Annotated in this window: 18 protein-coding genes; 6 read left to right on the plus strand and 12 right to left on the minus strand. The window is 67.8% G+C overall.

From position 1 onward, the window contains the following. The first annotated feature begins 32 nt into the window (after positions 1-32). The 3 genes from ABWO17_RS11275 (at position 33) to ABWO17_RS11285 (ending at position 2,166) form a co-directional block, all read left to right on the plus strand. Positions 33-896: an ABC transporter ATP-binding protein gene (locus tag ABWO17_RS11275; RefSeq protein WP_353118565.1), complete on the plus strand. Its 864-nt coding sequence runs from the start codon at positions 33-35 to the stop codon at positions 894-896. Next, positions 893-1,690 carry an ABC transporter permease gene (locus tag ABWO17_RS11280; RefSeq protein ID WP_353118567.1) on the plus strand — a complete coding sequence of 266 codons (798 nt, stop codon included), beginning with the start codon at positions 893-895 and terminating at the stop codon, positions 1,688-1,690. The genes ABWO17_RS11275 and ABWO17_RS11280 overlap by 4 nt, the downstream gene beginning before the upstream one ends. 152 nt (positions 1,691-1,842) lie before the next feature. Beyond that, positions 1,843-2,166 carry a hypothetical protein gene (locus ABWO17_RS11285; protein ID WP_353118569.1) on the plus strand — a complete coding sequence of 108 codons (324 nt, stop codon included), beginning with the start codon at positions 1,843-1,845 and terminating at the stop codon, positions 2,164-2,166. A 403-nt stretch (positions 2,167-2,569) separates the two neighbouring features. Here the strand turns inward: ABWO17_RS11285 and ABWO17_RS11290 are convergent, their stop codons facing one another. From ABWO17_RS11290 to purD, 4 genes are all read right to left on the minus strand, one after another. Beyond that, positions 2,570-2,977: a type II toxin-antitoxin system HicB family antitoxin gene (locus ABWO17_RS11290; protein WP_353118571.1), complete on the minus strand. Its 408-nt coding sequence runs from the start codon at positions 2,975-2,977 to the stop codon at positions 2,570-2,572. Positions 2,978-2,982: 5 nt separating this feature from the next. Next, entirely contained in the window at positions 2,983-3,189 is a 207-nt protein-coding gene (locus ABWO17_RS11295) for a type II toxin-antitoxin system HicA family toxin (RefSeq protein ID WP_353118573.1), read from the minus strand. A gap of 110 nt (positions 3,190-3,299) precedes the next feature. Beyond that, on the minus strand, positions 3,300-3,818 hold the full coding sequence (gene purE / locus ABWO17_RS11300) for a 5-(carboxyamino)imidazole ribonucleotide mutase (protein WP_353118575.1): 519 nt from the start codon (positions 3,816-3,818) through the stop codon (positions 3,300-3,302). A 298-nt stretch (positions 3,819-4,116) separates the two neighbouring features. After that, on the minus strand, positions 4,117-5,394 hold the full coding sequence (purD, locus tag ABWO17_RS11305) for a phosphoribosylamine--glycine ligase (protein ID WP_353118577.1): 1,278 nt from the start codon (positions 5,392-5,394) through the stop codon (positions 4,117-4,119). A gap of 565 nt (positions 5,395-5,959) precedes the next feature. Between purD and ABWO17_RS11310 the strand changes: the two genes are divergently transcribed. After that, on the plus strand, positions 5,960-7,255 hold the full coding sequence (locus tag ABWO17_RS11310; RefSeq protein WP_353118579.1) for a phenylacetate--CoA ligase: 1,296 nt from the start codon (positions 5,960-5,962) through the stop codon (positions 7,253-7,255). Between the two features lie 162 nt (positions 7,256-7,417). On the opposite strand, the gene ABWO17_RS11315 is transcribed toward ABWO17_RS11310, so the two are convergent. Next, entirely contained in the window at positions 7,418-8,656 is a 1,239-nt protein-coding gene (locus tag ABWO17_RS11315; protein ID WP_353118580.1) for an EAL and HDOD domain-containing protein, read from the minus strand. Positions 8,657-9,126: 470 nt separating this feature from the next. Here ABWO17_RS11315 and ABWO17_RS11320 point away from each other — a divergent pair, with 470 nt between their 5' ends. Next, positions 9,127-10,335, plus strand: a complete 1,209-nt coding sequence (locus ABWO17_RS11320) for an HD-GYP domain-containing protein (RefSeq protein WP_353118582.1) — start codon at positions 9,127-9,129, stop codon at positions 10,333-10,335. Positions 10,336-10,572: 237 nt separating this feature from the next. Here the strand turns inward: ABWO17_RS11320 and ABWO17_RS11325 are convergent, their stop codons facing one another. From ABWO17_RS11325 to ABWO17_RS11355, 7 genes are all read right to left on the minus strand, one after another. After that, positions 10,573-12,564: a methyl-accepting chemotaxis protein gene (locus ABWO17_RS11325; RefSeq protein WP_353118584.1), complete on the minus strand. Its 1,992-nt coding sequence runs from the start codon at positions 12,562-12,564 to the stop codon at positions 10,573-10,575. Positions 12,565-12,848: 284 nt separating this feature from the next. After that, complete coding sequence (argC, locus tag ABWO17_RS11330; RefSeq protein WP_353118586.1) at positions 12,849-13,901, minus strand: N-acetyl-gamma-glutamyl-phosphate reductase; 1,053 nt, start codon at positions 13,899-13,901, stop codon at positions 12,849-12,851. A gap of 85 nt (positions 13,902-13,986) precedes the next feature. Then, complete coding sequence (locus ABWO17_RS11335; protein ID WP_309540110.1) at positions 13,987-14,322, minus strand: DUF1844 domain-containing protein; 336 nt, start codon at positions 14,320-14,322, stop codon at positions 13,987-13,989. 173 nt (positions 14,323-14,495) lie between these two features. Next, positions 14,496-15,665, minus strand: coding sequence for a pyridoxal-phosphate-dependent aminotransferase family protein (locus ABWO17_RS11340; protein WP_353118588.1), 1,170 nt, complete (start codon positions 15,663-15,665; stop codon positions 14,496-14,498). Between the two features lie 17 nt (positions 15,666-15,682). Further along, positions 15,683-16,888, minus strand: coding sequence for a class I SAM-dependent rRNA methyltransferase (locus tag ABWO17_RS11345; RefSeq protein WP_353118590.1), 1,206 nt, complete (start codon positions 16,886-16,888; stop codon positions 15,683-15,685). Between the two features lie 232 nt (positions 16,889-17,120). Further along, positions 17,121-19,739, minus strand: a complete 2,619-nt coding sequence (polA, locus tag ABWO17_RS11350) for a DNA polymerase I (protein ID WP_353118592.1) — start codon at positions 19,737-19,739, stop codon at positions 17,121-17,123. Between the two features lie 267 nt (positions 19,740-20,006). After that, on the minus strand, positions 20,007-20,264 hold the full coding sequence (locus ABWO17_RS11355) for a hypothetical protein (protein ID WP_353118594.1): 258 nt from the start codon (positions 20,262-20,264) through the stop codon (positions 20,007-20,009). Positions 20,265-20,686: 422 nt separating this feature from the next. Here ABWO17_RS11355 and ABWO17_RS11360 point away from each other — a divergent pair, with 422 nt between their 5' ends. Continuing rightward, positions 20,687-21,751, plus strand: a complete 1,065-nt coding sequence (locus tag ABWO17_RS11360) for a sulfite exporter TauE/SafE family protein (RefSeq protein ID WP_353118596.1) — start codon at positions 20,687-20,689, stop codon at positions 21,749-21,751. Positions 21,752-22,061: the final 310 nt, after the last annotated feature.

Here is a 22,061-nt window from a genome sequence, read left to right on the forward strand (position 1 = left end):
CACCCCCGCGCGCCCGGCGGTAGATTGGGGGCATGCAGCCACTTCTTCAGTTCGATGACGTGTCGTTCGCGTATGCGTCCGGCACGACGGGGAATGGTGCGGCCAAGCCGTCCGCGCAGCCCATGGCGTCCGCCGTGCCATCCGTGGGCACGTCCGCCGTGCCATCCGTGGTCACGTCCGCCGTCGCGCCCTCCGCTCCTGCCTTGCAGGCAGGGCCCCCCGGCCTTGCCCACGTGAACCTTGCGGTGCACCCCGGCGATTTCGTCATGCTCACCGGGCCTTCGGGCGCGGGCAAATCCACCCTGCTGCGGCTTGCCGTGCGGCTGGAAGAGGCAGACGCAGGGGTGGTCCGATGTGGGGGCCGACCGGTGGCGGACATTCCACCGGCGGAACTGCGTCGCGCCCTTGGCTTCGTGCAGCAGACCCCCACGGTGGGCGCAGGCACGGTGCGCGACAACCTGCTGCTGCCGTTCACCTTTGCCGCCAACAAGGGACTGACCCCGCCCGACGACGCGGAACTGGCCGGGTGGCTGGCCCGTTTCCGGCTGGCCGGGGTGGGGCTGGACGCTGTTGCGGCGTCGCTGAGCGTGGGGCAGCGCCAGCGGGTGTGCATCATCCGCACGATGCTGCTGCGCCCGGCAGCCCTGCTGATGGACGAACCCACCAGCGCGCTGGACCAGGAAAGCAGCGCGGTGGTGGAAGCCCTGACCGAGGAACTGAACGAGGACGGGGTGACCGTGCTCATGGTCACCCACGGGGCCTACCGCCCGGTGCGCCGCCCCTGGCGCAACGTGCGCGTGCAGGACGGCGGGGTGCAGGAAGCGGCGGTGGCGGCTTCCGATGTTGCCGGTGCCGCCGCAGTGGCCGCCGCAATGGCCGCCGGAGACGCCGCATGAACGATCCGCTGGGCATGGCCTACATCCAGATCGGCCCGTGGCAGATGGCCGTGGCCGTGGTGTTCGTGCTGCTGGCGGGCGCGCTGTCGCTGGTGCACCACCTGAAGCTGGAACGCGACCTGGCCATCGGCACGCTGCGCACCTTTGTCCAGTTGTTCGCCATGGGCTACCTGCTGCGCATCCTGTTCGGCCTGCAATCGGCGCTGCTGGTGGTGGGTATGTACATGGTGATGACATGGTTCGCCGCGCGCATCGTCAAGGGGCGGGTGCGCGAGAAAAGCGTGGACTACTTCATGCCCACCCTGCTGGCGGTGCAGGTGACCTTCTTTCTGGTCACCTTCGTGGTCACGGGGCTGATCATCGGGGCCAAACCGTGGTGGGAGCCGCAGTACTTCATCCCCATCGGGGGCATGGTGGCGGGCAATTCCATGAACGCGCTGGCCGTGGCGCTGGACCGGCTGTTTGCCGACCTGCGCGCCCACCGGGCAGAGGTGGAAATGCGCCTGTGCCTTGGCGCGGACAGGGACGAGGCCAGCGCCGACATCTTTCGCGAAGCACTGCGCGCGGGCATGATTCCCGCCATAAATTCCATGATGGGCGTGGGCCTGGTGTCCATACCCGGCATGATGACCGGCCAGATCATGGCCGGGGCGGACCCGGCGGACGCCGTGCGCTACCAGATAGTGGTCATGCTGATGATAGTGGCCTCCACGGCGCTGGCCACATTTATCGTGTTGCACCTGGTGCGCAGGCGTTGCTTCGGACGCGCGCATAACTTACTGTTAAAGGCATAGCGCGTGGAACAGGTGGACGGCCCGGTTTACGGACGGTGCCGAACGCCTGCCATGGAGCGCTGCACGGGAACAATCGGGAGGACGAACGACCAACAATTCCGCGACCATCAAAAGGTTCGGCACGAGCCGGGCACAAGCCAGGGAGGAACGCCATGCGCCAGATTGACCGCATTGATCGCGTTGTTGAGCGGCAGCCCCACGTGCCATCGCAGCCGAAAGGCTATGACCCTGAATTGATGTTTGTGGAATGCGCCCGTTGCGGCAGGCCGGTGATGTGGGAACATGGCCGCGCAACCGTGGTACTGCATGGCGTGGGCGTACGCGCCGCCGATCTTGACGAGCATTGCATGATCGTCACCGACGGCTGCGCGCACTGCCACCCGGAAGAAGACGAGTATCGGCTGAAGGTCATCCGTATCAGCGAGATTGTGTACCGCGACCTGCTGCGCGACGGTGAGCCCGTGGGCAACGCCTGAGCGTACGCACCGGATTGACGGAGTGCCTGCCCAGAATGTGCCGCCATCAGGATAGCCGAGTGGAGAGGCACGGGGCCAGGACGGAGCATCGAGCGATTGCATCGCCCCCCCCCAACAGGCGTCCGGTCAGGCCAAAGGGCCACGGCCTGCGGGGGCAGACAGCGAGAGGACCAGACACGAGGACTCCAGACACGAGAGGCCCGGACACGAGAGGCCCGGACACGAGAGGCCCGGACACGAAAAGTCGGGCAGCCACGTGTCGGCCACCAGAGGTTTTGACGGGTTCGCAACCCCTCCCGGTTGCCCCACGGCAAAGGGTCGATTCCTTTCCGAAACGGATATAACGCATGACGGCCGCGTCCCGATGGGATGCGGCCGTCATTGCGTTGAGGGGGGGGGCGGGCTACGCGCCTGCGGCCTTGCCCGGCCCGGCGGCACGCAGTGCGCTTTCCACCATGAACGCTGATCGGCTCATGCCGCGCGCCTTGGCAGCGCGGTCGATGGTGTTGCGAATGTGCACGGGCATGGTGATGTTCACCGGCACCGATGTCGTATCCAGAAAGGACAGGTCGATATTCGCCAGCAGCACGGCGCCGTCGCGGGCATCCTCGCTGCCGAGCACCGCATCGATGGGGGAAGGGGGAGGGGCCACGGCGTCGCGTTCCCCCTCGAAATACAGTTCCACGGCCTCCTGCGCGTTGGTGAGGGCTTCTTCCAGAGTATCCCCCGCCGTGAAGCAGCCGGGAAAGTCGGGCAGGATCACGCTACAGGCGCTGCCCGCATCCTTGTGGATGATGACCGGGTAGAGCATGGTATTCACCTCTTGTTGTCCGTTGCGGCACGCAGTTGTACGCCGGACTGCCGTTCGATGCTGCGCAGGGTGCCCAGGGGCAGATCCTTTTTGGGCTCGGGGATGATGACCGTGCGCCCGTCCGGGTGGCGCAGCTTGAGGTGGCTGCCCCGCTTCCCCATCTCTTCGAACCCTGCGGCGCGAAGGCACCGGATGACGTCCCTGCTGTGCATGTACGTATGATGCGCATGGTGCGCAGAATGGTCAAGAAAAAAGGATGCGCATGGTGCGCATCCCTTCAGGTGCAAGGCTGACCCCACACGCGGGGAGCGGCGAAAGCAGGCTACTTCCGGTACCGCGCTTCCAGTTCTTCCCCGGCTTTTTCGGCGTCGGCCTTCATCTTGGCGCGGGCGGCGGCAAGGCGCTGCGACAGGGCCGGATCGGCCAGGGCCAGGATTTGCGCGGCCAGCCAGGCGGCGTTGCGCGCGCCTGCCTTGTCCAGCGCCACCGTGGCCACCGGGAAGCCGGGGGGCATCTGCACCGTGGCCAGCAGGGCGTCCATGCCGCCAAGGGCGGACGCCGCCACGGGAATGCCGATGACCGGCTTCTGGGTGCGCGCGGCCACGGCCCCGGCCAGATGGGCGGCCATGCCCGCCGCGCAGATGAACACCTGGCAGCCTTCGGCTTCCAGCCTGGTCACCAGCGCCTCGGTGCGTTCCGGGGTGCGGTGGGCGGAGCTGACGGTGAACAGATAGGAAATGCCCAGGCTGTCGAGCACTTCGGTGCAGGGCTTCACGGTGGGTTCGTCCGAGGCGGAGCCCATGAAAACGGCAACCTGGGCCGGGGTGGTCATGGAGGTCATGGCTGGTCTCCTGGTGTCGATAAGGGTTCGGTAACCTGGCGTTCCATGCCGTCGTGTGCCGGTTCAGGGCTGACAGGCATGTTGGACGGCGTGGCGAAACGCGCGGCAATGCCGGTAACGTCGTGTGCGGCTTGTGCTGAATCGGTCGGGTTCGGTCGTGCCCGCTTGGCCCCGGCTGCTTCGGGCGAAGCCAGCGGGACCTGGCCGGACTGGCCCGATCGGTCTGACCTGATCGGTCGGGGCCGGGTGGCGGCTCGCCGCTCCCGGCCTTTCCCCGCAGATTTACCCGCGCGCGGGGCTATCCCCCGCGCTTCAGCCCCTTGGCGCCGATGTCGCTGCGGTAGTGGGCATTGTCCATGCGCACTTTCGCCACGGCCTTGTACGCCAGCGCCTGCGCGTCGGCCAGGGTGTCGCCAAGGGCGGTGACGCACAGCACGCGCCCGCCGCGCGACACGGCAACGCCGTCGCGCTGCTCGGTGCCCGCCTGGAATACCTTGACCGGGCCCAGCGCCTCGGCATCATCGATGCCGGAAATGGTCATGCCCTTGGCGTAGCTGCCGGGGTAGCCCTTGGCCGCCACGACCACGCCCAGCGCGGTTTCGCGCTTCAGGGGCAGGGTGGTTTCGTGCAGGCGGCCCTGCGCACCCGCCACCATGATGGCGGCAAGGTCGCCGTCAAGGCGCATCAGCAGCGGCTGGCATTCCGGGTCGCCGAAGCGGGTGTTGAATTCCAGCACCATGGGGCCATCGGCGGTCATCATCAGGCCCGCGTACAGCACCCCGGTGAAGGGGTGGCCGCGCTTGATCAGTTCGCGCAGCACGGGGCGGATCACGAGGTCGATCATTTCCTCGTAGCGCGATTCGGGCAGCACCGGCGCGGGGCTGTAGGCACCCATGCCGCCGGTGTTGGGGCCTTGGTCGTTGTCGAACACGGCCTTGTGGTCCTGCGCCGAGGGCAGGGGGATGACCGTTTCGCCGTCGCACAGGCACAGGAAGGATGCTTCCTCGCCCGCCAGCGCGCTTTCCACCACCACGCGGTCGCCTGCGTCGCCAAAGGCGCGCTTGACCATCATGTCGTCCACGGCGTCCAGCGCCTCGTCCACGGTGCGGGCCACCACCACGCCCTTGCCTGCGGCCAGGCCGTCGGCCTTGACCACCACGGGCGCGCCGTTCTGGCGGATGTACGCGCGGGCCGCATCGGCATCGTCGAACACGCCGAAGGCGGCGGTGGGCACGCCCGCCGCGCGCATGATTTCCTTGGCGAAGGCCTTGCTGCCTTCCAGTTGGGCGCCGTAGGCGTCGGGGCCGAAGCAGGGCACGCCCGCCGCGACCATGGCGTCCTTGATGCCCAGCACCAGCGGCAGTTCCGGACCGGGCACCACGAGGTCGATCTTTTCGTCCAGCGCAAAGCGCACCAGCGCGGGCAGGTCGCCATCGGAAATGGGCACGTTGGTGCCTTCAAGGGCGGTGCCGCCGTTGCCGGGCGCGATGTAGATGTCCTTGACGAGGGGGCTCTGGCGCAGCTTCCAGGCCAGGGCGTGTTCGCGCCCGCCGGATCCGACGATGAGTATCCGCACTGTGGGCCTCCTGATGCGGCAAGGGGTGATGGTGCGGGGGCCGCGCGGCGGCTGGCCGGGGTTTTCCCCCGCGAGGATTCGTGGTAGCTCTCTGGAGCGCCCCGGATTGTATACAATATGCGGGCGCCGCGCGACGGCGCAATCCGGTGTCATGCTGACTGGTTGTGGCAGCCGGTTGTCGTGCCGGTTTCCACGGGCCGCCTGCCCCGTCGGGGTGCAGCCTGCGGCAAATCACCGGAGGCTTGCCGGTGGGTTGCCGGTGTCCCCGCGCAAAGGGGGGGGCTGGCCGGTGCGTCGCGTGGGCCTCAGATACAGGCTTTTGCGCCGCCGCACAAGCCGCGCCGCCTGCATGGAATACCGTTCGGAACGCAGTCCGGAACACCGTGTGGAGCCCTGTTCGGCCTCGCTCGGCCAGCCCGGCTCCGCCGGATTCCTCCCATTTTCGCCCAGTTTCGTCCGGTCCGCCCGGTCCGCCCGGTCCGTTGCTAACGCTCGATCGCACGCAGTTGCCGCGCAGCTGCCGCGCCGCGCCCACATAGTCCGCCGTCCCCAGGAGTCCGCTTCCATGTCGCAGCATCGCTTCCTGCCCCATCTCGACCCGGAAACCCTGCACCGCGTGCAGACCGAGGGCCTGCGCTGGACCGTGCGCCACGCCTACGCCAACTGCCCGGCCTACAAGGCCAAGTTTGACGCGGCGGGCGTGCACCCCGACGACATCCGCACCCTGGACGATATCGTGCGCCTGCCCACCGCCAGCGTGGAAGACCTGCGCGAGGGCTATCCCCTGCCGTTGCTGTCCGTGCCGGAGAGCGACGTGGTGCGCATCCACGCCTCGTCGGGCACCACGGGCAAGCGCAAGATACTGGCCTACACCCAGAACGACGTGGACACCTTTGCCCTGCAAATGGCCCGTTGCTACGAACTGGCTGGCCTTACCCGCGAAGACCGCGTGCAGATCGCCGTGGGTTACGGCCTGTGGACGGCGGGGGCCGGGTTCCAGCTGGGGTCCGAGAAGTTCGGCGCGCTCACCGTGCCGGTGGGGCCGGGCAATCTGGAGATGCAGTTGCAATTGCTGGTCGACATGGGCGTGACCTGCCTGGGGTCCACGGCCTCCATGGCCCTGCTGATGGCAGAGGAAGTGGAGCGCAACGGCCTGCTGGACAAGGTGAAGCTGCGCAAGGTGATCTTTGGCGCCGAAACGCACAGCCCGCGCATGCGCGCCGCCTTCGAGCAGAAGCTGGGCCTGACGGGCAGCTACGACATCGCGGGCATGACCGAAATGTACGGCCCCGGCACCGGGCTGGAATGCGATGCGCGCGAGGGCCTGCACTACTGGGCCGACCTGTTCGTCATCGAAATCCTGGACCCGGCCACCCTGCAACCGGTGGCCCCCGGCGAGGTGGGCGAAATGGTGGTCACCTCGCTGCGCAAGGAAGCCTCGCCGCTGGTGCGCTACCGCACCCGCGACCTGACGCGCATGCTGCCCGGCCAGTGTTCGTGCGGGCGGTGCATTCCCCGGCACGATCATATCCTTGGCCGTTCGGACGACATGATCATCTTCCGGGGGGTGAACATCTACCCCGGCCAGATCGCCGACGTGCTGCACGAGTTTCCGGTGCTGGGGTCCGAGTACCACATCCAGCTCACCCGCACCGATGGCCGGGACGCCATGCTGTTGCAGGTGGAACGGCAGGAAGGCGCAACGGCGGATGCCGACGCGGGCCTCACGCGCGAGGTGGGCGACCGCCTGCACAAGAAGCTGATGGCCCGCGTGGCCGTGCAGGTGGTGGACCCCGGCGTGCTGCCGCGTTCGTTCGGCAAGTCCAAGCGGGTGACCGACCAGCGTATGACTGATGGGTAGGTACTCTGCATAGGGTACCCAAACCCTTTTGGAGTGGCTGGTGCTAACGCACCGTCTTCCATAGGTATTGAATGCAAAAGGGGCACACCGATGGTGTGCCCTTTTTGCGTTCCCGAACGCCCCCCCCCGTGCCGGAAGCCGAGGGATGTTTGCCGTGCCCCGCTAACTCAGTATCCGGCTGGCCCACACTTGCGCCTCGATGCTGCTGCGGGCCACGTCCACCGGTGAAAATTCCAGCTTGGCCATCAGCGGCAGGGCCTCGTCCCAGGCACCGCGTTCCAGCAGCACGGCCAGGTGCAGTTCGTCGTGCATGGGTGAAGGCTCGCCGGAAAGGGCGGCGCGAAAGTCCGCGTCCAGCGGCAGGTGGGCCAGCAGGACGGGCATGGGGATGCCCAGCAGCGCGTCCAGTTGCGACAGCAGCCCGAGCAGGAACATGGATTCCGGCGCGTGGGAGCAGGTGCGCACCAGGCCGCACAGCAGTTCCAGGAAGCGTGCGCGGGTCACGGCCAGCCGCATGACCTCCGCCGGGGCGGCGCTGCCCGCCGTGTCGGCCAGGGTAATCACCAGCAGCCACTTGCGCAGCGTCTCGAAGCCCAGCAGCGATGCCGCGTGCTGGATGGATGTCACTTCCTTCAGCAGGGCGAACCATGCGGAGTTGATGTACCGCAGCAGACGATAGGTCAGGCCGGGGTCCACGGTCACGGCGCGTACCAGCTTGTGCGGGTCGGCCTCTCCGGTCAGCGATTGCATCAGGTGCAGGCGCGAGGCCTGGGCCGACGACAGGGTGCGCCCCGGCACGATGACCGGCCGCGCGAAGTGGTAGCCCTGGAACAGGGTGTAGCCCAGCATGCGGCACTGGCCGAACATTGCCGCGCTTTCCACCTTTTCCGCCAGCAGCAGGGCGTGGTGGCGCTTGCGCAGTCCCGTGGTGAGCGCGGGCAGTTCCGCCGGGGGCACACCCAGCACGTCCACCTTGATGATGTCCGCCAGCCCCAGCAGCGGCAGGGCCTGGTCCTGCCCCACGAAGTCGTCCACGGCCAGCCGGTAGCCCGCACGTTTCAGGGTGCGCAACGCCTCCACCAGTTCGGGCGTGGGGTGCACCGTTTCGAGGATTTCGGGGATGCACCGGTCCGGCGGCAGCACTTCCGCCGCGCCGGACAGCAGCAGGCCTTCGGGAAAGTTGATCAGGAAGGGGGTGGTGCCGGGTATGGTCTCGCTGGCGATGGCGTAGCCGTCGGCGATGACGGAGGCCGTGGCCGCGTCCGGGTCGTCGATGCGCGCGGGGCCGCTGGGGCTGTCGCGGAACAGCAGTTCGTGCCCCCACAGCGCCCCCGATGCGTCGAAGATGGGCTGCCGGGCGATGAAGATGGTGGGCTGCTGCGTGGGATTCTGGGCCTGCATGGGGGTGCGGGCTCCGCCCCGCGTGCGCGTTGAGCAAGGACGGTGGCGCACCTGCGGCCCGTCCGGTGATCCATGACGGTGGCGCGCCTGCGGTCCGTCCCGTTGATCTGTGGACGGTGGCGCACCCTCGGCCCGTCCTGTGGTCTGTGGACGGCGGCGTCTTCGGCGGCCCGTCCGGTGATCCATGACGGTGGCGCGCCTGCGGCCCGTCCATGTGGTCTGGAGCTGGTATTTCAGTATGGCAGGTGCCGCGGTCTCGGGCAAGGTGGTGATACCCCCAGAGCCGCAGGAAGGGAGTACCGTCACATGGGGGGGAGCCTGCATTGCACCAAAGGGTGTTGCGGTGGCACTTCATTCGTACGCCCTTCCGAAGCCGAAACGCCATGCGAGTAGTTGTTTTTTGCTGGGAATATACGTAGATGCAAAGGGTCGCCGCACCGGCGGCAGCAGGGGGAGAGAAGGAGGGACCGGTGCTCAAGAAGATCTCCACGCGGGATCTCAAACCCGGCATGTACGTGGTGGACATGGGCCTGTCGTGGCTCGAGAACCCGTACTTGTACAGCCAGGTGGGGGTCGTCGGTTCCGAGGGCGACGTGCTGCGCATCCAGCGCGAAGGCTTCATGGAGGTCTTCGTGGATACGCGCCGTTCGCTGGGGGGCGACGGCACCGACGGCCTGAGCGACGAAGAAGCCATTTCCGCCGAACTGGCGCGCGACCTTGGCGACGAGGACCCGCTGGCGCCCACCGTGGCCCTGGCCGAGGAAATGCCCCAGGCCCGCGCGCTGTACGACGATTCCGTGGGCTTCGCGCGCAAGGCCATGGACGTCATGCGCAAGGACGGCTTTGTGGACGTGCAGGCCGCCCAGCCCATGGTCGAGGGCATCCTCACCAGCGTCACCCGCAACGCCAGCGCGCTGCTGGGCCTTTCCAAGCTGCGCTCGGTGGACGAATACACCTACACCCATTGCATCAACGTGGCCGTGCTGGCTGTGGTCTTCGGGCGACACCTGGGCTTTGGCGACATCACCCTGAGCCGGGTGGGCCTGGCCGGTCTGTTCCACGACCTCGGCAAGGCCCGCGTGCCCGATGCCATCCTGAACAGCCCGCGCCGCCTGACGCCCGACGAATTCAGTGTCATGAAGCGCCACCCCGAACTGGGGTGGGAGCAGGTGCGTGACAATCCCATGGTGTACGACGAGGTGCTGGCGGGCATGCTGGAGCACCACGAGAAGTACAACGGCCTCGGCTACCCGCGCGGCCTCAAGGGCGAGGAAATCAGCATCATCGCCCGCATCCTGGCCGTGGTGGACGTGTACGACGCCCTTACCAGCCGCCGGGTGTACAAGGCGGCCATGCTGCCGCACAAGGCGCTGGGGCTGATGTACGGCATGCGCGGGCAGGATTTTCACCCCGGCTTCGTGGAACGGTTCATCCGGTGCCTGGGCATCTACCCCGTGGGCAGCGTGGTGGAACTGAACACCGGGCAGCGCGGCGTGGTCAGCAAGGCCAACGCGCGCGAACCGCTGCTGCCGGAAGTGATCGTGGTGCGCGACCCCAAGGGCCGCCCGGCCCAGCAGCGCAGGCTGGACCTTTCCGGCCAGACCGCCGTGAAGGTGGTGGCCTGCCTGGACCCGCGCGAGGCAGGCATCGACCCCGGCCAGGTGCTGGGCGTTTCCTGACCGCCGGGCCGCTGACGCGGCGTCACCCGGCCTTTGGTCCACGGCATCCCGGACCTTCCGTCTTTCGTCATTGCACGTCATGTCGCGAACAGAACCGGGGCGCTCCAGTGGGGCGCCCCGGTTCGTTGGTGTTGGTCTCTTTTGCGGCCAGTTTCGTTCGCGGCGGGTTTCGTGCGTGGTCTGGCGTGGGGGGGCCGATGGACGCGTGCCGATGGACGAGTGCCGCGCCAAGCGCGGTCAGGCGGTTATCTGCACGATGAGCGCCTGCAACCGGTCGGCCTGCTGGCGCAGCCCGTCCACGGCGCTGGCCGCCTCGTGCATGCCCTGGGCCATGCCCTCGGCCACCTCGCGGATGACGTCGATGGCCATGGCCGCCCGGGCCGCCTGGTCGGCCTGAAAGCCTGCCCCGTCGGCAATGGAGCCCACCTCGTCGGTGGTGGCCCCCACCAGATGCACGATGCGCTCCAGCGCCTCGCTGGATTCACCGGCCAATTGCGCGGTTTCGTCGATGGCCCCGCCCGATGCGTCCACCCGGTTCATGCTTTCGCGCACCCCGTGCTGAATGGCGGTGATGGCCGCGTGCACCTCGCTGGTGGCCTGCATGGTCTTTTCGGCCAGCTTGCGCACCTCGTCCGCCACCACGGCAAAGCCGCGCCCGGCGTCACCGGCCCGTGCCGCCTCGATGGCGGCGTTCAGCGCCAGCAGGTTGGTCTGGTCGGCGATGTCGGCGATGACGGCCATCACCCGGCCAATGGATTCCGCCTGTCCGCCCAGTTCGCGCATGCCGCCGCGCAATTCTTCCGACCGCTCCACCACGCCGCGCATGGCCTCGCGCATGCGGCGCACCTTGTCCGACCCGGCCCGTGCCTCGTCCACGGCCTTTTCCGCCGCGTCGGCGGCGCGCCCGGCCAGCCGGGTGGCGTCCACGGCGGCGGCGCTGACGTCCTGCATGACCGTGGCGGTCTCGTCCACCCGGTCGCGCTGGGTTTGCGCGCCCAGGGCCGCGTCGCGCACCCGTTCGGCCAGCGATTCGGAGCCGTCCACCACTTGGCGCGAAATGCCGTCCGCCTCGCGGGCGGCCTGGGCCAGCCGCTCGTTGCGGCCCTGGGCGTCCGCTTCCGCCCGGCGCAGTTCGGAGATGTCGGAATACAGGCAGATGGCCCCGATAAGGGAACCGTCGAGGGTGTTGCGCAACTGTGAGGCGGCAACGTTGACCTTGCGCACGCTGCCGCGCCGGGCGTGCAGGTCTACCTCCTGCAATACCGACTTGCCGTCGCGCAGCACCTGTCCCACCACGGTCTGGCGACCGGGTTCGCCATAGAAGAATTCCGAAACGCCAATCCCTTGAAATTGCGCGGGGTCACCGTTGTGCTCCAGCAACTGGAGCAGGGCAGCGTTGCATCGCACGACCCGTTCTTCGGTATCAACCACGAGGTAGGGTGTCTCTATGCTGAGCAGAATGCCTTCGGCAAAGCCCAGCGCCTTGGTGAGGTTGGCGGTCATGGCACACAGGGCGTCGGCCACCTCGCGCAGTTCGCGGTGGAAGTTGCCCGCAAGGTCCATGCAGCGGGCGCCCTGGGCCTGCTCCCGCGCGAAGTCGCGGATGTCGTGCAATGGCCGGATGACCTGGCGGTGCAGCACCAGCACCGCCGCCGTGCCCAGCAGCAGGGCCAGGCACAACCCGGCGAGTTGGCTGACCAGCAGTGTGGACACCCGGCTTTCCGATTCGCCCTGCATCAGGGTGACGGCCTTGTTCATGGCGTCCAGCACGCCGTCGCTGGCGGCCAGCAGGGCGGGTGCCGTTTCAGGTGCCGGAGCCGCCCCTTCGGGAAGGGCGGCCTCCACCAGGCCGCGCAGGCGCAGCCATTCGCCGCGCACGGTCAGCAATTGGCCGCGTACCACGGCGCTGGGCGGGGGCAACTGGCCCGTGGGGCCGTCTGCCTTCAGGGTGAGCGGGGCCTGCCCGCCGTCGATGAAGGCCGTCAGCGTGAGGTCGAACACGCGGATCTGGTTGGCGATGGATTGGCGTAGCGTGGCCGGGCCGCCATGCAGCAGGGCCAGCGCCTCTTTAGTCATCTTCTGGCTGAGCATGCGCTGCCGCCCGGCCAGGTTGACCGCCATGCCATCGGTGGCCTGGCGGTTGGAAATGACGATGACCGCCGTGCAAAGAGCCATGGCCAGTAGCGCCTGTCCGAGGACGGCGAGCAGGATGCGCAGCCGGATACTCATATACGCTCCCCCCTATGGTTCCGTGTATGGCAGGGCGGGGGATGGTGGCCCATGATTATCATGCGCGCGGGCGGCGTCGGGAAGAGGGGACCACGCACGGCGGATGGTGAGAGCGCGCCAGGGTGGTGCCTGGTGAGCGGACTGACGGGAGGCTGCCCGACAGGCAGGCAGACAGGCAGGCTGCCGGGCGCATCCGCGCGGATGCTACCCGTCGCGCGGGCGCAAAAAGGGGCGCCCCGTACCGGAGCGCCCCCTTGCATGAACGATGGTTGCCGCGCCGCGCGTTACGGCATCAGCGGGGCCAGCATCAGCCCGGTTTCCACGGGCAGGCCGAACATCAGGTTGGCGTTGGCCACGGCCTGGCCGGAAGCGCCCCGGCACAGGTTGTCGATGGCGGACAGGATGACCAGGCGATTCGTGCGCTGGTCCGTCACCACGCCCACGTCGCAGAACATGGTGCCGCGCACGTGGCGGGTTTCCGGCAGTTGCCCGGCGGGCAGCACGCGCACCCAGCGCGACCCCTGCCAGGTCTGCTCGAAGGCGGCCTGCACGTCCTGCGGGCTGACGGATTTTGCCAGCTTCGCATAGATGGTGGTCAGGATGCCCCGGTTGATGGGCAAGAGATGCGGGTTGAACGACACCACCATGGACGTGCCCGCGATGGCCGACAGTTCCTGCTCGATTTCCGGGGTGTGGCGGTGCTTGCCGATGTTGTACGCCCGGAAGGTGTCGGACACCTCGCAGAACAGGGTACCCACGGCGGCCTTGCGCCCCGCGCCGGTGGCGCCGGACTTGGCGTCCACCACGATGTCGCCGGTTTCCACCAGCCCGTGTTTCAGCGCCGCGTACAGGCCGAGGATGGTGGCCGTGGGGTAGCAGCCCGGGTTGGCCACCAGCCCCGCCTTCTTCACCTGCTCGCCGTACAGTTCCGGCAGGCCGTACACCGCCTGGGGCAGTTCGGCCCGGCGGGTGTGGGGCACCTTGTACCAGGCCTCGTACACGTCGGGGTCGCGCAGGCGGAAGTCCGCCGAAAGGTCCACCACGCGCAGGCCGCGTTCGCGCAGCGTCGCGCCCATTTCCATGGCCGCCCCGTGGGGCACGGCCAGAAAGGCCACGTCACAGTTGGCGGCCAGGTCGTCCGGGTCGGGCGTGGTCATGACCACGTCGCCGCCGGGCAGCCCGCGCAAAAAGGGATAGATGTCGGACAGGGGGCGGCCCGCCTCGGTGCGCGAGGTGGCGCGCACAAGGCGCATGTTCGGGTGGCCCGCCAGCAGGCGGGTAAGTTCCATGCCCGTGTAGCCGGTAACGCCCACGAGGCCGGCGCGGATGCTCGTCATGCCGTGGTCCTTGCGCTGTTTGATCTGTTGGGTTCGTGCGGTCCGTGGGATCTGTGTGATCTGGGGAACCTGTGGAATACGGCGGTTACTTCCGGTGCACCACGTACTTCATGCGCAGTTCGTACAGCACGCCTTCCAGCAGGCGCGCCTCGTCCGCGTCGGCGCAGCCGCGCGTCTTCTCTTGCAGCATGGTGAGCACGTCGATGGTGTGCTTGGCCATCAGCAGGTTCTCGCTGGTGCGCCCGGTGTCGGGGTCGGGCACTTCGCCCAGTTGCACCAGCGCCGACGAGGCCAGCGACAGGATGAAGGTGGAAAAGGTCACCTGCGGCATTTGGGGCGCGCCGTCCTGCGCGCCGCCCTTGCCGCTGTCCTTGTCCCCGCCAGCCGCGCAGCCGCAGCCGGTGCGTTCGTTGTCGGTCATGGTCACATCCTCGCGTTTGGGGGCCGGGCAGGCTTTTGGGTGCCCCCGGCGGGCAAGGGGCACGCCCCCTGCACCCCAGTCAAAAGATGATGGCAGCCCCAACTCTCAAAAAGTTTGGGGGGGAGGGGTTCGGGGAGGGAGACCCTTTCCAAAGGGTCCCCTCCCCGTATTTCCTAAATCTCCGTGCCTGGCGTAACCGCCAGTCCGGCCTGGTACGCGGCCAGGGCCTGTTCCAGCACGTCGCGCGTGCCGATGTACCCGCCGCAGGCCCGGAAGCCCTCGGCCAGGGCATGCAGTCCGGCGGCCAGGTCCGCCCAGTCCAGCCAGCCCATGTGGCCGATGCGGATGATGCGTTCCTTCAGGTGGTCCTGCCCGGCGGCCATGATGACCCCGTAGCGTTCCGCCGCCACGCGCAGCACGCCGGTGGCGGGTACGCCCTCGGGCAGCAGCACGCTGGTCAGGCCCCATGTGTAGCCTTCCTTCACCAGCGGCTCAAGGCCCATGGCCGCCACCCCGCGCCGGGCCATCTGCGTCAGCGCCCACTGCTTGCGGTACACGGTGTCCAGCCCCACCTCGCGGAACATGTCCAGGCTTTCGTTCAGCCCTATGATAAGGCTGACCGGCGTGGTGAACAGGGTCTGCTGCTTTTCCTGGTTGGCCAGTTCGCCCCGGAAGTTGAAATAGAAGCACGAGGGCGGCACGGTGTCCGCCTTGCGCCAGGCCCGCTCGGACAGCGCGATGAGCGCCAGGCCCGGCGGCAGCATCAGCCCCTTTTGCGAGCCGGTGAGCAGGCAGTCGATGCCCCATTCGTCCATGGGGCAGGGCGAGATGCTGACGGCGGAGATGCCGTCCACCACCAGCAGGGTGTCGCGCCCGGCGGTGAGCCTGGCGATTTCGCGCACCGGGTGCAGGGTGCCGGTGGACGTTTCCGACGCCTGCACCAGCACGCCAGCGGCGTCCGGGTGTTCGTCGAGGGCGGCTTCCACTTCCGCCGGGGTGACCGGGCGGCCCCAGTCCACCACCACGGAAACCACGGAGAGGCCGCGCACGGCGGCGATTTCGCGCCAGCGCTGGCCGAACTTGCCGCCTTCGACCACGATGACCTTCTCGCCCGGCTTGAACAGGCCATGCACGGCGGCGGTCATGACGCCCGAGCCGGAACAGGCCATGGGCAGCACCGGCTGGGCCGTGCCGAACAGATCGCGCAGCTTGGGCTGCACCGCCGCCATGATGGCCTTGAAGGCGGGCTTGCGGTGGTGGATCATGTCATGGGCCATGGCCAGCCGCACCCGTTCGGGCGTGGGTGTGGGGCCGGGGGTGAGCAGGCGGGGCTTGTCGAGCATGCCGCAATGTCTCCGGTTCAGGCGCGGAATATCCGCGCGGTGAAGGATTTCAGGTAGTCGGTCTCGGCCATGGCCGGGTGTACCGGATGGTCCGCGCCCTGATGCCCCTGTGCGATGATCTGGGCCTGCATCTTCCGTTTTGCGGCGGCATGGGTAAGCACGCGGCGCAATTCTTCCCTGTCGAGGTGCTGCGAGCAGGAACAGGTGACGAATACACCCCCATCGGCCACCAGGTCGAGTGCCAGTTCGTTGGCCCGCTGGTAGGCCGTCAGACCCTGCTTGGCGTCCTTCTTGCGCTTGATGAACGCGGGCGGGTCCAGGCAGACTAGGCCGAACTTGCGGCCCTCGCGCCGCAGTTCCGTCATGGCCTCGAAGGCGTCGCCTTCCAGTCCGTCGGCGTCGTCCACACCACCCGGCCCGTACGCGCGACCATTGGCTTTCACGTTTTCCACCGCCAGTTCGACGGCAGGCAGGGAGGCATCCACCAGCGTTACCGAGGCCGCGCCCGCGCGCGCCGCCGTGGCGCCAAAGCTGCCCACGTAGCAGAACACGTCCAGCACGTCCTGCCCCTTGGCGAAGCGGGCGGCAAAGGCACGGTTGTCGCGCTGGTCGTAGAACCACCCGGTCTTCTGTCCGGCGGTGAGCGGCACGGTGAAGGTGCAGCCGTTCTCGGAAATTTCCACCGTGTCGGGCACGGAGCCGTACGCCACGCGCACCTCGCGGGTCAGCCCTTCCAACTCGCGCGAGGCCGTGTCGTTGCGCAGCAGCACCCCGGTGGCCCCGGTGGCCTCCACCAGCGCGGCAACCACCGCGTCGGTCTGCACGTCCATGCCCGCCGTGGTGATCTGGGCCACCAGCGTATCGCCGTAGCGGTCCACCACCAAGCCGGGCAGCATGTCGCCCTCGCCGAAGCACAGCCGGTAGTGCGGCGTGTCGAACAGCGCCTGCCGCAAGGCCAGCGCGCGGTCAATGCGCGTTCTGAGCATGTCCGCGTTGAGCGGCTCGTTCTCGCGGCGGCTCACCATGCGGGCGCAGATCAGCGAGGCCGGGTTCACGTAGGCCGTGCCCAGGCAGCGGCCCCCGTCGTCCATGACCAGGGCGGCCTCGCCCGGCGCAAAGTCCTTGAGCGGCGTGCGCTGCACGTCCACTTCATTGCTGAACACCCACAGGTGCCCCACGCGCAGTCGGCGCTCTTCCCCGCGTGTCAGGATCAGTGTCTTCATGCGGTCCTTTGATGAAATAAGGAAAGCGTTGCGGGGGAAGGGACCCTTTGGAAAGGGTCTCCTTCCCCCGTACCCCCATCCCCCCAAACTTTTTAATGGTGAGGGCAAACGCCGTGGCGTCAGCCCCATTTGAAAAGTTTGGAAGGGTGGAGAGGGGGTGTGGGGGAGAGGCGGGAAACTTTTTCAAAAGTTTCCCGCCTCTCCCCCACGTGATGTCTTCCAACAGATTACGTCAATGTGCAACGCCCCAGTTCTCGCCCTGCCCCCAATCGACGGCAAGGGGCACATCCAGCGCAACACCGCCGGGGCGCACGCCGGACATGAGCGCGGCTAGGCGCTCGCCGGCGGCGGGGGCGTTGTCGGCGGGCACTTCCAGCAGCAGTTCGTCGTGTACCTGCAGGATGAGCCGGGCGTTCAGCGCGCGCAGGTCCGGGTCGGCGTGGGCGGCCAGCATGGCCAATTTGATGATGTCGGCGGCGCTGCCCTGGATCAGGGTATTGATGGCCTGGCGGCGGGCCTGTGACTTCAACTGGGTGTTTTCGGAATGGATTTCCGGCAGCAGGCGGCGGCGGCCCGCCATGGTGGTCACGTAGCCCAGTTCGCGGGCGGTGGTTTCCGCCTCGTCGTAGAATTCGCGCAGCTTTTGCAGCTTGCTGAAGTACCGCTCGATGAACGCCTTGGCCTCGGTGAGCGGGATGCGCAGTTCCTGCGCCAGCTTCTGCGGCCCCATGCCGTAGATGAGCCCGAAGTTGATGGTCTTGGCGTTGCGGCGCTGGTCGATGGAAACCTGATCCTGCGCCACGTCGTACAACAGGCTGGCGGTGCGGCTGTGGATGTCCGCCCCCTCGCGGAAGGCGGCCAGCAGCGTGGGGTCTTGCGACATGTGGGCCAGCACGCGCAGTTCCACCTGCGAATAGTCGGCGGACACCAGGCGCAGGCCCGGCGCGGCGGTGAAGCAGGTGCGCATGCGGCGGCCAAGGTCGCCCCGCACGGGAATGTTCTGCAGGTTCGGGTTGCTGGACGACAGCCGCCCGGTGGCCGTGGCCAGCTGGTTGAAGGTGGTGTGGATGCGCCCGGCGCCGTCCACAAGGCGGGGCAGCGGTTCCAGATAGGTGGAGCGCAGCTTCTCCAGCTTGCGGAATTCCAGGATGGCATCCACCACCGGATGGCGGCCGGACAGCTTTTCCAGCACGTCCTGCGCGGTGGAGGTCTGGCCGCCCTTGGTCTTGCCGCCCGTGGGCAGGCCCAGCGTGCCGAACAGCAGTTCGGCCAACTGCTGCGAGGAGCGGATGTTGAATTCGCCCCCGGCGGCCTTGTAGACGTCGCGCGTCAGGCGGTCCAGTTCGCCCTGCACCTCGCGCAGAAAGGCGGCAAAGGCGTCCAGGTCCACGGCGATGCCTGCGGCCTCCATGTCGGCCAGCACGGGGATCAGCGGCATTTCCAGCGTGCGCATCAGGCGCGAAAGTTGCGCCCCGGCCAGACGGCCCGACAGGGCGCCCGCCATTTCCAGCGCCAGCAGACCGGGGTTGCCGGACGAACGTTCCAGTTCGTCGCCCCAGCGGGCGGCCAGACGCGGCCAGCCGTAGTCGCGCTCTTCCGGGTTCAGTAGATAGGCGGCCAGCCCCAGGTCGAACCAGCGGGCCGGGTCCACGCCGCCCCACGCCGGGTCGGTGCGCAAGAGGTGCTTCACGTCGGGCGCGGCCACCTGCGCGGCCTTGGAAAGGTGGCGGGCAAGGGCCTCCACCGGGCCGGAGTAGCGGCTTTCGCAGTCACCGGCGGCCACGGCGTAGGCGATGACGGCCCCGTTGTCGAACAGTGGCACCACGGCGGCGGCCACGCCTTCGCAGTCGGGCAGCTTGCCGGGGTCCTGGCAGGTGTTCACCGGGTCGGCCCGGCGGCCCTCGTCGCCGAACAGGCTGGCCTGCACCTGGCTGGTGGAGCGCGGGGCGGACGTGACGCTGCCGTTCTCGATCATGCCGGACAGTTCGCGGGTCAACTGGCGCAGCTCGAATTCGCGCAGCATGGCCCCGGCCTCCGCCGGATCCAGCGGGCGCACGGCCAGATCGGGCAGGGTCACTTCCGGGCAGGCGTCGGTGGTCAGGGTGGTCAGCTGGCGGTACAGGAACATGGTTTCAAGATGCGGCTCGAACTTGGCGCGCAGCTTTTCGGGCAGTTCGCCCACGTGGTCGCGGATGTCTTCCAGCGATCCGAAGTCCTTGAATATCTTTTCCGCCGTCTTGGGGCCCACGCCGGGGATGCCGGGAATGTTGTCCGACGAATCGCCGATGACCGCCTGAAAGTCGGGCCAGCGGGCGGGCGCAAGGCCCGTTTCCGCCGTGAAGTCCTTGAGCGTGACCAGCTTTTCTTCCTTGGCCGCCGGGTCCCACAGCACCACGTTGTCGTGCAGGCACTGCTTGAGGTCCTTGTCCGTGCCCACGATGACCACGGGCCGCTCGCTGCGGTGGCGCGCCGCCAGCGAGGCGATGCAGTCGTCGGCCTCGCACCCGTCGGACACGACCAGCGGGAGGCCCAGCGCCCTTACCATGCGCTTGATGGGGTCCAACTGCTGCACCAGCGGTTCCGGCGTCACGGCGCGCTGCATCTTGTACGGCGGGAACAGCTCGTGCCGGAAGGTCGGTCCCTTGCCGTCCAGCACGAAGCAGAAATTCGTGGGGCGTTCCTCGCGCAGGAGGCGCAGCAGGATGCGGGTGACGATGAACAGCGCGTTGGTGGGAAACCCGTCCGAACGCTGCATGCTCTGGTAGGCGTAGAAGCCCCGGAAGATGAAGGCCGAGCCGTCCATGAGCCACAGGGGCTCGCCGCGAAGGCCGAGGCGTTGGGTGAGCGACATGCTGGTTCCGGTTGGCGGTTGGGTGTGAGGGGATGGCGCGACTGGGTGCGAAGTGGCGCGAAGGGGGTGCGCACGAGCTGGCACCGGCTGCGCGCCTGGGTCGGGGCAACCTGCGCAAAGGGTATACGTCACGCCGCGCCCGAAGCAAAGCCGTTCGAGAGGGCGTGTACTGGCCCGGGCTGGTGGAGACTGGCCGGGAACGATGACGAATCGGGGGGGGGGCTGGGTCGCGTGCCGAACCCCGCACCGGAAGGGGCGGGGCCACCGTCACAACGGCCTCACCCGCTCCCGCACATCCTTGCGCCAGCGGTTCAGCGGGCGGCGGCAGCCTTCCCCCACCTGCAACACGGCGGCGGCCTGCGCATCGGTCATCACCAGGCGGCAGCGGTAGCGCGCCCCGTCCCAGAACAGGCCGGGGCAGCGGCGGCGGTCGCCGTAGGCCTCGCGGCCCGGCGGGCACTGGGCCTTGGCGCAGCAGAAGCCGCAGCCCACGCAGGGGCGTTGCAGAAACAGCAGGGCGAACACGGCGCACCTTCCTTCCCCGTGCGGCGCCGCATTCCGTGGTGGATGCCCGGTGTGATCCGTGCGTGTGCTCTCCAAGCGCGGGGCGGGCGGCAGGGACGGGGATGCTTTTCCCATATCCCGGTGCGCGCGGGTTGTCAGCAGGAGGGCAGGGCGCGTGTGGTCCGTCCCGTTCTTCTCCATCGGTGCATAACACACTGCCGGTGCATGCTTTTACGTTTCGTCCCGCCCCCCTGTCGCCTTTTTTCACCCCCGTTTCGTCATGTTTCCTCCGTTTATCGTCCCCGCGATAGAACCCTTCCCCCCTCCGCGCTACTCCCATGGCTCACGATGCATGGTCCGCGTCCGGCTGCCCGATTTCGGAAGCCCCGGCGAGGCGGACACACTCACCAACACAAGCACTTCAACCAGCAAGGGAGGCGGGAATGGCGGATACGAACAACACGGGCGCAGCGGCGGGCGCGGCCCCGGCAAACGGAGCGGCGGACGCCGACGTCACCTGTTCCCCGTTTCTCACGGGCATCCGGGCGGTGCTGGGCGAACGCACCCCCGGCAACATGGCCCTGTGGGCGCTGACCGCCGTGCTGCTGCTGGCGCTGATCAAGGAATCGGTTGCGCCCTCGTGGACCGTGGCCTGGAGCCACCCCAACTGGGGCACCGTCAACGTGGTGCCGGTGCTGGGCATCGGCGTGGGCATGGTGGCCGGGTTCCTGGGCGGCATGGTGGGGGCGTTCATCAGCCTGTTCTCCGTGCCCCTGTACACCCTGTGGCTGGGCCTGCCGGTCAAGGTGGCCCTGGGCACCAACAGCCTTGCCTCTGCCGTCATCGGCCTGATGGCCGCCATGGTGCACCTGTCCAAGAAGACCCCCAACATGAAGGTGGCCTTTCCCATGATGGCCACCGGCTTTCTGGGCGCGGGCGCGGGCGCGTATCTTTCTCTGGGCATGACCCCGGAACAGCTGAAGATGTACTTCTCCGTGCTGGTCTTTGGCGCGGCGTTCTGGATGCTGTGGCGCGCCTTCCGCCCCGGCACGGGCAAGGGCGCAGGCTTCGTGGCCACCGAAAAGCAGGGCCCGCTGTACGCTGGCGGCGAATGGAACGGCGTGCCCTACCGCACCAACATCCTGTACCCGGCCTTCGGCAACTTCTTCATCGCCGCCGTTACCGGCATCATCGGCGTGGGCGGCGGCTTCCTGTTCACCCCCATGCTGCACGCGGCCTTCGGCCTGCCCATGATGGTGGCCGTGGGCACCGGCAACTTCGTCAAGGTGGCCAACATCAGTTCGCAGTTCATTGTGCGCGGCGTGGCCGACACCGTCATCTACCAACTGGCCGTGTTCGCCATGATGGGCGGCTACTGCGGGGCCAACTTCGGGCGGCGTCTGGGCTGCGTGGTGGACACCCGCTACCTGCGCCTCTTGTTCGGCATCCTGCTGATCTTCGTGGGGTTGCAGTATATGGGCATTAAGCTGGGCCTTGGCAGCGCCTAATGTATCGCGACTTGTCTTTTTGTCCGCTGGCAGACCGATCCGAAGGGCGCGAAGCGTGGCCGTTAGGCGAGCTTGCGAGCCTTACGGACATCGAGAGCAACGCGTTGAACTTCGCCTGTCATGTCGGTCAAATACCAAAGAGTATATTCCCTCATGACAGGCTTGTTCTCCTTGCCAGCGAACAAAAATCCTGCGTCGCGAAAAGATAGCCCGAATCAGACCAAAGAAGACTCCTGCGTTCCTGCGCCGCAGGGTGGCGGTGGCGCGGGACTTCAAACCAGAGAAGATTCATTGAGATCCTGCGCCGCAG

This window comes from Nitratidesulfovibrio sp. (genome assembly GCF_040373385.1).
In the GTDB taxonomy this organism is placed as follows: domain Bacteria; phylum Desulfobacterota; class Desulfovibrionia; order Desulfovibrionales; family Desulfovibrionaceae; genus Cupidesulfovibrio.

What these genes read in the sequence shown, in the direction of transcription:
- purE (WP_353118575.1), bottom strand. Translation starts at nt 3,818, where the DNA reads ATGACCTCCATGACCACCCCGGCCCAGGTTGCCGTTTTCATGGGCTCC.
- ABWO17_RS11360 (WP_353118596.1), top strand. Translation starts at nt 20,687, where the DNA reads ATGGCGGATACGAACAACACGGGCGCAGCGGCGGGCGCGGCCCCGGCA.
- ABWO17_RS11310 (WP_353118579.1), top strand. Translation starts at nt 5,960, where the DNA reads ATGTCGCAGCATCGCTTCCTGCCCCATCTCGACCCGGAAACCCTGCAC.
- ABWO17_RS11325 (WP_353118584.1), bottom strand. Translation starts at nt 12,564, where the DNA reads ATGAGTATCCGGCTGCGCATCCTGCTCGCCGTCCTCGGACAGGCGCTA.
- ABWO17_RS11340 (WP_353118588.1), bottom strand. Translation starts at nt 15,665, where the DNA reads ATGCTCGACAAGCCCCGCCTGCTCACCCCCGGCCCCACACCCACGCCC.
- argC (WP_353118586.1), bottom strand. Translation starts at nt 13,901, where the DNA reads ATGACGAGCATCCGCGCCGGCCTCGTGGGCGTTACCGGCTACACGGGC.
- ABWO17_RS11280 (WP_353118567.1), top strand. Translation starts at nt 893, where the DNA reads ATGAACGATCCGCTGGGCATGGCCTACATCCAGATCGGCCCGTGGCAG.
- ABWO17_RS11345 (WP_353118590.1), bottom strand. Translation starts at nt 16,888, where the DNA reads ATGAAGACACTGATCCTGACACGCGGGGAAGAGCGCCGACTGCGCGTG.
- ABWO17_RS11275 (WP_353118565.1), top strand. Translation starts at nt 33, where the DNA reads ATGCAGCCACTTCTTCAGTTCGATGACGTGTCGTTCGCGTATGCGTCC.
- ABWO17_RS11315 (WP_353118580.1), bottom strand. Translation starts at nt 8,656, where the DNA reads ATGCAGGCCCAGAATCCCACGCAGCAGCCCACCATCTTCATCGCCCGG.
- ABWO17_RS11285 (WP_353118569.1), top strand. Translation starts at nt 1,843, where the DNA reads ATGCGCCAGATTGACCGCATTGATCGCGTTGTTGAGCGGCAGCCCCAC.
- polA (WP_353118592.1), bottom strand. Translation starts at nt 19,739, where the DNA reads ATGTCGCTCACCCAACGCCTCGGCCTTCGCGGCGAGCCCCTGTGGCTC.
- ABWO17_RS11295 (WP_353118573.1), bottom strand. Translation starts at nt 3,189, where the DNA reads ATGCACAGCAGGGACGTCATCCGGTGCCTTCGCGCCGCAGGGTTCGAA.
- ABWO17_RS11335 (WP_309540110.1), bottom strand. Translation starts at nt 14,322, where the DNA reads ATGACCGACAACGAACGCACCGGCTGCGGCTGCGCGGCTGGCGGGGAC.
- ABWO17_RS11290 (WP_353118571.1), bottom strand. Translation starts at nt 2,977, where the DNA reads ATGCTCTACCCGGTCATCATCCACAAGGATGCGGGCAGCGCCTGTAGC.